The sequence below is a fragment of the Pseudomonas sp. 37 R 15 genome, assembly GCF_900004865.1.
Lineage (GTDB): Bacteria > Pseudomonadota > Gammaproteobacteria > Pseudomonadales > Pseudomonadaceae > Aquipseudomonas > Aquipseudomonas fluorescens_AM.
Genome location: NZ_CVTV01000020.1, coordinates 397642 through 408771 on the forward strand (window position 1 = coordinate 397642; position 11130 = coordinate 408771).

7 protein-coding genes are annotated in these 11130 nt (G+C 61.3%); 6 read left to right on the forward strand and 1 reads right to left on the reverse strand.

The annotated features are described in order from the left end of the window. Nucleotides 1–84 precede the first annotated feature (84 nt). Nucleotides 85–4038, reverse strand: coding sequence for a trifunctional transcriptional regulator/proline dehydrogenase/L-glutamate gamma-semialdehyde dehydrogenase (gene putA / locus BFQ04_RS07010; RefSeq protein WP_065950173.1), 3954 nt, complete (start codon nt 4036–4038; stop codon nt 85–87). Nucleotides 4039–4499: 461 nt separating this feature from the next. Between putA and putP the strand changes: the two genes are divergently transcribed. The 6 genes from putP (at nt 4500) to BFQ04_RS07040 (ending at nt 11094) form a co-directional block, all read left to right on the forward strand. Beyond that, nucleotides 4500–5984, forward strand: coding sequence for a sodium/proline symporter PutP (gene putP, locus BFQ04_RS07015; RefSeq protein ID WP_065950174.1), 1485 nt, complete (start codon nt 4500–4502; stop codon nt 5982–5984). Between the two features lie 201 nt (nt 5985–6185). Then, a complete protein-coding gene (locus BFQ04_RS07020) occupies nt 6186–8204 on the forward strand; it encodes a type VI secretion system Vgr family protein (protein WP_065950175.1) in 2019 nt (672 codons plus the stop codon). Next, entirely contained in the window at nt 8204–8929 is a 726-nt protein-coding gene (locus BFQ04_RS07025; RefSeq protein ID WP_065950176.1) for a DUF4123 domain-containing protein, read from the forward strand. The genes BFQ04_RS07020 and BFQ04_RS07025 overlap by 1 nt, the downstream gene beginning before the upstream one ends. A gap of 79 nt (nt 8930–9008) precedes the next feature. Then, nucleotides 9009–9845: a 23S rRNA (adenine(2030)-N(6))-methyltransferase RlmJ gene (locus BFQ04_RS07030; protein ID WP_065950177.1), complete on the forward strand. Its 837-nt coding sequence runs from the start codon at nt 9009–9011 to the stop codon at nt 9843–9845. A gap of 113 nt (nt 9846–9958) precedes the next feature. Continuing rightward, nucleotides 9959–10261 carry a transposase gene (locus BFQ04_RS30330; RefSeq protein WP_065949522.1) on the forward strand — a complete coding sequence of 101 codons (303 nt, stop codon included), beginning with the start codon at nt 9959–9961 and terminating at the stop codon, nt 10259–10261. Next, nucleotides 10258–11094: an IS3 family transposase gene (locus tag BFQ04_RS07040; protein ID WP_065949523.1), complete on the forward strand. Its 837-nt coding sequence runs from the start codon at nt 10258–10260 to the stop codon at nt 11092–11094. Before BFQ04_RS30330 ends, BFQ04_RS07040 begins: the two co-directional genes overlap by 4 nt. Nucleotides 11095–11130: the final 36 nt, after the last annotated feature.

Sequence of the window (11130 nt, forward strand, 5' to 3'; positions counted from 1 at the left end):
CGGCACAAGTTGCGAGCCTCAAGCTGCAAGTAAGAGCAGGACGCTTTTACTTGCAGCTTGTAGCTTACAACTTGAAGCTGTTGTTTAACCGATAGTCATCAGGCTGGCATTACCGCCTGCCGCAGCGGTGTTGACGCTCAACGCCCGCTCGATCACCAGGCGCTCCAGCGCAATCGCCGTTTCGCCCTGCGACAGACCCTGCACACCAACAATCGCACCGCCACGCTGCGCCACTTGCTGGCACACCGCGCGCAGTTGGTCGGAGTCACCGTGATGCAGGACCGCGTCGAACACCACGTCGTCCTTGGTCCAGTCGGCCACGCGCTTGATCTTCGCCTGAATGTCTTTCGGCAGGCGTGGGAACAAGGCCTTGGTCAGCTCGGTTTCCGGCCATACCGCCGAACCGCCTACCGCCAATACCGCGGCCAGTTGGGTCAGCAGGTCGCCTTCCACGTCAGCCAGGCACAGCACGTGTTCGCGCGGCAGGATCGCATAACTGTTGCGCTCGCCGGTCGGGCCGGCCAGTTGGCGGGTGATACCGCTTTGCGACTGTGCGGCAAATTGTGTGCACAGGCTGCTCAGTTCGCTGAACGTGTGACTGTCGGCCCAGGTTTTCAGGGCGGTCAGCGGTTGGCTCATGGCGTCGCGCAGGCGCAGGTCGGGTGCGGTCAAGGCGTCGCCACGTACGAAGGATTGCTCGATCGCATCGGTAGGACGGGTCGACAGCAGGCGGTACAAGTACAGCGGGCCACCGGCTTTCGGGCCGGTACCCGACAGGCCTTCGCCGCCGAACGGTTGCACGCCGACCACGGCGCCGACGATGTTGCGGTTGACGTAGACGTTGCCGGCGTTGACGTTGTCGATCACCTTGGCGATGGTCTCGTCGATGCGGGTGTGCACGCCCAGGGTCAGGCCATAGCCGGATGCGTTGATCTGGCCGATGAGCTGGTCGATCTCTTTACGCTTGTAGCGCACCACGTGCAGCACCGGACCGAAGATCTCGCGTTGCAGCTCGTCGAAGCTTTCCAGCTCGATCAGGGTGGGCATCACGAAGGTGCCACGCTTGATCTCGTCGCCATCGGCAATCGCCACCTGGTAAACGTTGCGGCCTTTGTCGCGCATGGCCTGGATGTGTTTCTCGATGCCGGCCTTGGCTTCGGCGTCGATCACCGGGCCGATATCCACCGACAGGCGCTCCGGGTTGCCCAGGCGGCATTCGGCCATGGCACCCTTGAGCATTTCGATGACACGCTCTGACGAATCTTCCTGCAGGCACAAGACGCGCAGGGCCGAGCAACGTTGGCCGGCGCTGTCGAAGGCCGACGACACCACGTCGATGACCACTTGTTCGGTGAGCGCCGACGAGTCGACGATCATCGCGTTCTGGCCGCCGGTTTCGGCGATCAGCGGAATCGGACGCCCCTGGGCATCCAGGCGCCCGGCGACACTGCGTTGCAGCAAGCGTGCAACCTCGGTGGAACCGGTGAACATTACGCCTTTGACGCGCTCATCACCGACCAGGCGCGCACCGACGCTTTCGCCCTGGCCCGGCAGCAATTGCAGCACGCCTTGCGGAATGCCGGCTTCGAGCAGGATGCGTACAGCCTGGGCGGCGACCAGCGGGGTTTGTTCGGCAGGCTTGGCCAGTACCGGGTTGCCGGCGGCCAAGGCAGCAGCGACCTGGCCGCTGAAGATTGCCAGCGGGAAGTTCCACGGGCTGATACACACCACCGGGCCCAATGGGCGGTGGGCGTCGTTGGTGAAATCGTTGCGTGCCTGCACCGCGTAGTAGCGCAGGAAGTCCACGGCTTCGCGCACTTCGGCGATGGCGTTGGCGAAGGTCTTGCCGGCTTCACGGGCCAGCAGGCCCATCAGTGGCTGGATCTCGCCTTCCATCAGGTCGGCGGCGCGCTCCAGGATCGCGGCGCGCTCGGCGGGCGGGGTGGCCTGCCAGATGGGCGCGGCGCTGATAGCGCACTGGATGGCATTGTCGACGTCTTCGACAGTGGCTTCCTGAACATGACCGACCACATCGCGCAGGTCGGACGGGTTCAGCACCGCCGCAGCCGGCTGTTCGCTGGAAGTGCAACCGAGCATCGGCGCGGCTTTCCAGTTGTTATGGGCGGTGGCCAGCAGGGCGCAGGACAGCGATGCCAGGCGATGCTCGTTGGCCAGGTCGATACCGGCCGAGTTGGCGCGGTCGCGGCCATACAGGTCACGCGGCAGCGGGATGCGCGGGTGCGGCAGGCCGAAGCCGCCTTCCACGGTCGCCATCTGCTCGATGCTCGCCACTGGATCGGCCACCAGCTCCTGGATCGAGATGGATTGGTCGGCGATGCGGTTGACGAACGAGGTGTTCGCGCCGTTTTCCAGCAGGCGACGCACCAGGTACGCCAGCAGTGTTTCGTGAGTGCCGACCGGAGCGTACACGCGGCACGGACGGTTCAGCTTGCCTTCGGAAACCTTGCCTACAACCTGTTCGTACAGCGGTTCACCCATGCCGTGCAGGCATTGGAACTCGTATTGGCCGGGGTAGTAGTTCTGACCGGCAATATGATAGATGGCCGCCAGGGTGTGGGCGTTGTGCGTGGCGAACTGCGGATAGATGACTTCCGGCACCGACAGCAGTTTGCGTGCGCAGGCAATGTAGGAAACGTCGGTGTACACCTTGCGGGTGTACACCGGGTAGCCTTCCAGGCCTTCGACCTGGGCGCGCTTGATTTCGCTGTCCCAGTACGCGCCTTTTACCAGGCGGATCATCAGGCGGTGGCGGCTGCGGCGGGCCAGGTCGATCACATAGTCGATCACGTACGGGCAACGCTTCTGGTAGGCCTGGATCACGAAACCGATACCGTTCCAGCCGGTCAGTTGCGGCTCGAAGCACAGGCGCTCGAGCAGGTCCAGGGACAACTCGAGGCGGTCGGCCTCTTCGGCGTCGATGTTCAGGCCGATGTCGTACTGCTTGGCCAGCAGCGTCAGGGACAGCAGGCGCGGGTACAACTCGTCCATCACGCGCTCGTACTGCGCACGGCTGTAACGCGGGTGCAGTGCCGACAGCTTGATGGAGATGCCCGGGCCTTCATAAATCCCACGGCCGTGGGAGGCTTTGCCGATGGAATGAATGGCTTGTTCGTACGAGGCCAGGTACTTCTGCGCATCGTGCTCGGTGAGCGCGGCTTCACCGAGCATGTCGTAGGAATAGCGAAAGCCCTTGGCTTCGAACTTGCTCGCGTTGGCCAGGGCTTCGGCGATGGTTTCGCCGGTGACGAACTGCTCGCCCATCAGACGCATGGCCATGTCGACGCCCTTGCGGATCATCGGTTCGCCGCTTTTGCCGATGATGCGGCTCAGGGACGAGGTCAAACCGGCTTCGTTATGGGTGGCGACCAGTTTGCCGGTCAACAGCAGGCCCCAGGTGGCGGCATTGACGAACAGCGACGGGCTGTTACCCAGGTGCGGGTGCCAGTTGCCGGTGCTGATCTTGTCGCGGATCAGCGCATCGCGGGTGCCTTTGTCCGGGATGCGCAGCAGCGCTTCGGCCAGGCACATCAGCGCCACGCCTTCCTGGGACGACAGGGAAAACTCCTGCAGCAGACCCTGAACGATACCGGCACGGCCGCCGGCGCTCTTCTGGTTGCGCAGCTTCTCGGCAATCGTGGCGGCCAGCTTGTTGGTGGCTTCGGCCATGTCGGCCGGCAGGCGAGCCTGCTCGATCAGCATCGGCACCACCTCCGGCTCGGGGCGACGGTAAGCGGCGGTGATCGAGGCACGTAATACCGACTGCGGCAGGATGCTCTCGGCGAACTCGAGGAAGCACTGGTGCGCGTGGTCGGCCTGAACCTCGCCCGCATCGTCGGCGTCCTTGCTGCTCAAGCCATTGAGCTCGTTCAGGGTTGCACCACCCTCGAGTTTCTCCAGGTAATTGAAAATTGCCTGTTTGATCAGCCAGTGCGGCGTGCGATCAATGGAGGACGCGGCGGCCTTGAGGCGTTCGCGGGTCGGGTCGTCGAGTTTGACCCCAAGGGTGGTCGTAGCCATATTCTTATCCTCATGGGTGCCACTACCGAGTGGCATCTGCTGGCGGCAAGATTAGCTTTGCCCATGGCGAGGTGCAACCGGGTGCAACCCTTTTTGTTCATGAAATTTACGACGCTTGATCGGAAAAAAACCGGCCTTCAACCGAATCGGCTGCTTGTCGGTGCATTTGCTTCTGAGATTGAGTGTTCTTGCTCCGAAAAGGAGCAAAAACGCGGTGTTTGTCCTGAAATGCGCCCAGGTGCAACTTATTCGCAAGAAACTGGTTGCACCTTATTTACATTGTTGAATAGCATTCGCGCACCAAGGTGCAACCACCTCTACGGTTTGGTTCATCGGCTGGCGGCTTTCCTGGGGAAACGCCAGTCATAAATGCGCGGCATTCAGCATCGTTTATCGGGTTACTACCGGTAGCGGTCTGACAGACCGTCGCTACATAAAAACAAAGCCAGGGCGTCACTTCTATGAGCGTTAGTAATCCAACCCTGATCACGTTCGTGATCTATATCGCAGCAATGGTGCTGATCGGCCTGATGGCCTATCGCTCCACCAACAACCTTTCCGATTACATCCTTGGTGGTCGCAGCCTCGGTAGCGTGGTGACAGCCTTGTCCGCCGGTGCTTCCGATATGAGCGGCTGGTTGTTGATGGGCCTGCCGGGCGCGATCTATATGTCGGGCTTGTCGGAAAGCTGGATCGCCATCGGCCTGATCGTCGGTGCCTACCTCAACTGGCTGTTCGTGGCCGGTCGCCTGCGGGTGCAGACCGAACACAACGGCGACGCCCTGACCCTGCCGGATTACTTCTCCAGCCGCTTCGAAGATAAAAGCGGCCTGCTGCGGATCATTTCCGCGGTGGTGATCCTGGTGTTCTTCACCATTTACTGCGCCTCCGGCATCGTGGCCGGTGCGCGCCTGTTCGAAAGCACCTTCGGCATGTCCTACGAAACAGCGCTGTGGGCCGGTGCCGCGGCGACCATCGCCTACACCTTTATCGGCGGTTTCCTGGCGGTCAGCTGGACCGATACCGTACAAGCCACGCTGATGATCTTCGCGTTGATCCTGACGCCGATCATTGTGCTGCTGGCCACCGGCGGCGTGGACACCACCTTCCTGGCCATCGAAGCCAAGGACCCGACCAACTTCGATATGCTGAAAAACACCACCTTCATCGGCATCATCTCGCTGATGGGCTGGGGCCTGGGTTACTTCGGCCAGCCGCACATCCTTGCGCGGTTCATGGCGGCGGATTCGGTGAAGTCGATTGCCAACGCGCGACGCATCTCCATGACCTGGATGATCCTGTGCCTGGGTGGCACCGTGGCGGTGGGCTTCTTCGGCATCGCTTACTTCTCGGCGCATCCTGAGGTGGCCGGTCCCGTGACCGAAAACCCCGAGCGCGTGTTTATCGAACTGGCCAAGATCCTGTTCAATCCATGGGTTGCCGGTGTCTTGCTGTCGGCCATCCTTGCGGCCGTGATGAGCACCCTGAGCTGTCAGTTGCTGGTGTGCTCCAGCGCCCTGACCGAAGATTTCTACAAGGCATTCCTGCGCAAGGGCGCTTCCCAGCTTGAGCTGGTATGGGTCGGTCGGATCATGGTGCTGGTGGTGGCCTTGATCGCCATCGCCATGGCCGCCAACCCGGAAAACCGCGTACTGGGCCTGGTCAGCTACGCCTGGGCCGGTTTCGGCGCCGCCTTCGGTCCTGTGGTGCTGATCTCGGTCATCTGGAAAAACATGACCCGCAACGGCGCATTGGCCGGCATCCTGGTGGGCGCGATCACCGTGATTGTGTGGAAACACTTCGAGTTGCTGGGCCTGTACGAAATCATCCCAGGCTTCATCTTCGCCAGCCTGGCGATCTACTTCGTGAGCAAGATGGGTGCACCGACTGCCGGTATGGTCGAGCGCTTTGATGCGGCGGAAAAAGACTACAACCTCAACAAGTAACAACGCTGGGCGTTGAGCGCCCGGTCATGGAAAAGAAGGCCTGCGTCCGATGGATGCGGGCCTTTTTTTATGCCTGAACGATCAGGCCTTGAGGATTCCGGCATCGCCGATGTAGGACCTTACTTATTTTCCTGAGCAGTGCCCGACTCGGTAAATGGCTGTTGCAGAATCGCTCACTCACCCTTCGCAGAGAAACACCGGATGTTCGCTCCTGCCAATCAAAGTGCCTTTAATCTGACCCTGGATGGGGAGCCTTGTGATCTCAAGGTTCATGGATTCATGGGCGATGAATTTATCAGCCTGCCCTTTCGCTTTGACCTTGAGTTGGTCAGCGAACAACCCGACCTTGACCTCGACAGCCTTCTGCACCGTCAGGCATTCCTGGGATTCGACGCTCAGGGTCACGGTATTCATGGCCAGGTTTACCGCGTCGCACAAGGCGATTCGGGCAAGCGCCTGACCCGTTACCAGATCACCCTGGTACCGCAGTTGGCGTATCTGGAACACAGCACTCACCAGCGGATATTTCAGCAAAAAACCATCCCGCAGATCATTGCGCGGGTGCTGGAGGCTCAGGATATTCAGGCGGATACCTTCGTGTTTCGCCTGAGCGGTCAATACCCCGAGCGCGAGTACTGTGTTCAGTTCGACGAAACCGATTTGCAGTTCATCCAGCGCTTGTGCGTTGAGTCGGGCATTCACTATCACTTTCAGCACAGTCCCGAGCGTCACTTGCTGGTGTTTGGTGATGACCAGAGTGTGTTCAGCCAGCCGGACCAGGACACGTCCTACCTGGCGGGTTCCGGGATGGTGGCCGGGGCCCCGGCGATCAAGCGCTTCATCCTGCGGCTCGAAACCCGTTCCGCCGGAGTGAACCTGCGGGCCTACGACTTCAAAAAGCCCAGCCTGGTATTGGAAAGCACGGCATCCAGCGGGCAACGCCCGACCCTCGACGAACAGCGCTACCCGGGTGACTTTACGGACCGAGCGCACGGCAAGTACCTGGCGCGACGTGTGTTGGAGCGTCACCGCAGCGACTTTCGCCAGGCCAGCGGTATCAGCGACCAGCCGGCGCTGGTCACCGGGCAGTTTCTGAAGATGGCCGACCACCCGCGTCAGGAATGGAATGATTTGTGGCTGGTTACCCAGTTGCACCATACCGGGCAGCAGCCGCAAGTATTGGAGGAGTCTGCGCCTGAGACCTATGGGGATGACGTGCGCGCAGGCTACAGCAACGAATTTGTAGTCACGCCTTGGGATGTGCCGTTCCGAACACCTTTGATCATGCCCCGGCCCCACCTGTCGGGCTACCAGAATGCGGTGGTCACCGGGCCGGCCGGCAGTGAGGTGCATTGCGACGAATACGGTCGGGTCAAAGTGCAGATGGCGTGGGACCGCGACGGGGAACACAACGAACATTCCAGTTGTTGGCTGCGCGTGGCGAGCGGCTGGGCCCATGACGGTTATGGGGCGGTGCTGACCCCGCGAGTCGGCATGGAAGTGCTGGTGGGCTTCGTCGATGGCGACGTGGACATGCCGCTGGTGATGGGCTGCCTGCCCAACGCGGCGAATCGTTTGCCCCTCGACCTGCCGGCGGAAAAGACCCGCAGTCTCTTTCGCAGCCAGAGCAGCCCCGGTGGCGGTGGCTACAACGAACTGCGCATCGAGGACCGCCAGGGCGCCGAGGAGATCTACCTGCGCGCCCAGCGCGACTGGACCCAGCACGTGTTGCATGACCAGCAGGTGCAAGTCGATAACCAGCGCCGGGTCACGGTGGGCGGCGAGTCGCACCATGAATTGCACGGCGAAGAACAACGCATCACCCACGGCAATCGCCTGACTGAACTCAAGCAGGATGACCACCTGATGGTCGGCGGTTCGCAGCACATGCGCGCCGCTCGCACGCTTGAACTGGGGGCAGGGCAGAGCATTGTCATCGATGCAGGGGCCAGCGTTACGATTCAGGCGGGAGGGCAGTCGATCACGCTGTCGGCGGGCGGCATTTTCAGCAGTGTGCCGATCCAGCCGGGCGGGGCGCCGGCAGCTACGACGGCGCCGTTGACGCCTGGCTTGAAGGAGGCGGTGCAGGCGGTTTCCCCGCGCCCTCTGAGCCCTGTACAAGTGGCCAACCTGAAGCGCAGCGCGCCGTTTTGCGAAGAATGCGAGCGTTGCCGGGCCGGGCAGTGCGATATCACCGGGCATGCACGGAGTGTTTCCTGATGCGCACACCCATGGACCCCCGCAGTTGGCTGGCACAGCGTCCCCTGCTTGCCGATGAGCGAATCTATGCCGTACTCGGCAATGCCAGCGACGCCAAGCCGCTCGCCGCCTGGCAAGCCACGGCGGCGGCGCCGCTGCCCCAAGCGATCTGGGCAGGCACGGCCTACGCGCACTGGGAGGAGGTGATGCCTTATGTGGGCATTGTCGAGCCGGGCAGCGCTTTCCTTGAGTGGGTAGCCGCCGTAAAAGCCACGGATTGGGGGTGGCTGGCGGTATCCTCCAGTCCATTGGAAAGCGTGGTCGCCCACCTGCAAGGCTTGAGCAAGGTAGTCATGCCCAATGACCAGGCGGTGTTTTTCCGCTTCTGGGACGGCGCCCGGTTTCAGCCGATGTGGCAGCACTTGGGTGACCAGGCAGGGGAGGTCATGCCGGTGTTTGGGCGTTACCTGATCAATGGCCAGCCGCTGACGGTGGCAACCGGCCCGGTCACGCCAGCTCAAGCGTGCCCGTGGTGGCGAGTGCCTGCGTCGTTGCTCAGGCACCTGGAGGAACAGGCGCCGGGCGTGCTGATCGACAACCTGCTGCAATGGCTGCAAGAGCAGCGTCCTGATCTGTATGCGGCCTTCACGCCGGCCACCTTGCAGCACAAACTCGGCTGGTTCGTGCGCAGGCCGGGGGCCAGCCATACTGCGCTGGTCGATTACCTCGCTTCGCAGCTGAGTTAGACAAAGACGCCACCCGCCATGCGGCCCTGCACCTTTGTGCCGGTAGAAGGTAAACTTCGCCCCCTGCGCAGGAGCAACCATGAATTATCGTCACGCCTTTCACGCCGGCAACCACGCCGATGTCTTCAAACACCTGACCTTGACCCGCCTCATCGCCCTGATGTCGCGCAAGGAGCAGCCGTTCGCCTACCTCGATACCCATGCCGGCATTGGTCTGTATGACCTGCAGGGTGACCAGGCCAACCGCACCGGTGAATACCTGGAAGGCATCGCCCGCCTGTGGGGTGCAAACGACCTGCCGCCGCTCACCGCCGATTACATGCGCGTGCTGCACGAGATGAACCCGGATGGCCAGTTGCGCTACTACCCGGGCTCGCCGGAGCTGGCACGGCGCCTGACGCGTCCCCAGGACCGTGTGCTGCTCAACGAAAAACACCCGGAAGATGGCGTGCTGCTCAAGGACAACATGAAGGGCGATCGCCGGGTCAAGGTGCACTTGGGCGAAGGCTGGCATGTACCGCGTGCCCTGTTGCCAGTGCCGGAAAAACGCGCGCTGATGCTGATCGATCCACCGTTCGAAAAGCTCGATGAAATGCAGCGCTGCGCGGCGTCCCTCAAGGAAGCCGTCAGCCGCATGCGCCAGACCGTCGCGGCGATCTGGTACCCGGTGAAGGACCAGCGCATGCTGCGCCGCTTTTACCAGGACCTGGCCGGCACCGGCGCGCCGAAACTGTTGCGCGTGGAATTGCTGGTGCACCCGCTGGACACGCCCAACACCCTGACCGGCTCGGGCCTGGCGATTGCCAACCCGCCGTGGGGCCTGGAAGAGGAATTGCGTGAGCTGCTGCCGTGGCTGTCCAGACAGCTTGGCCAGACCCAGGGTGGGTGGCAGATGGATTGGCTTATCGCGGAGTAACCGGCTTTCAAGCAAACACAAAACCCAATGTGGGAGGGGGCTTGAACTGGCCTAATGATTTTGGACACTTCAATCGGGCGCTATGATAGCGCCCAAATCTGAGGTGTTTGGTTATGCGTAAATCTTATTCGAGTGAGTTCAAGCTCAAGGCTGCCAGCATGGTGTTGGATGAAGGTCAGCCGGTTACCGAGGTGTGTGCCACCCTGGATATCGGCCCCACAGCCCTGCGCCGCTGGGTCGATCAAGTGCAAAAAGAACGCTTGGGCTCGACCCCGGTAGGGGCCAAGGCGATTACTGCTGATCAACGAGAAATCCAGAGGCTCAAAGCTCTGCTCAGAGAGAAAGACCTGGATATCGAAATTCTAAAAAAGGCCAGTGCTCTCCTGCTTTTGGACGCCAAAGATCATTCACGTTGATCGATGAGCTGGACGAGCAGTACGGCGTTAAAAGGTGTTGCCAGGCGTTTGGGGTCAACCGCAGTAGCTTCTACGCCTGGCGCCAGCGCCAAGGCAGAGCAAATCCTGAGAGGGATAAGCTCAAAGCCGCGCTGGTCAGGCACCACAAGGCGTCCAGAGAGTCGGCCGGTGCACGTACGTTGTCCAAGGAGCTACAAGCCAAAGGGCATCGTATCGGGCGTTATATGGCTCGCAGTTTGATGCGCGAAGCTGGCATCGCCAGCCGTCAGCGCAGGCGCCATAAGTACAGGTCGCCGGGCGTGGAGGCCTTGGTGGCGCCGCACGTGCTCAAGCGAAAATTTGATGTGACGGCGGTTAATCAGGTGTGGTGTGGCGACGTGACATATATCAAGGTCGGCAAGCGGTGGATGTACTTCGCCGCCGTTCTGGATTTGTACGCTCGCAGGATCGTGGGCTGGTCGTTCTCGATGATTTCTGATGCCAACCTGACCTGCGAAGCGCTACGCATGGCGGTTGAGCTACGCGGCCATCCCCAGGATGTGTTGTTTCATTCTGACCAAGGTTGTCAGTACACCAGTCATAAATTCCGAAACGAGCTGCTGAAACAGGGGTTTAGGCAGAGTATGAGCCGTAAAGGCGAATGCTGGGACAACGCCCCGATGGAGCGTTTCTTTGGCAGCTTGAAATCAGAGTGGGTGCCTGAAACGGGCTACAAACTGGAACATGAGGCCCGAGCAGACGTGCAGCGCTATGTCTCGCGCTACAACATCAGCAGGCCTCATAGCTACAACGACTACCGGTCGCCGGTCGTGAAGGAAAGGTTGGCGGCGTGAACCTTAATCAGTGTCCAAGATTACTTGACCAGTTCA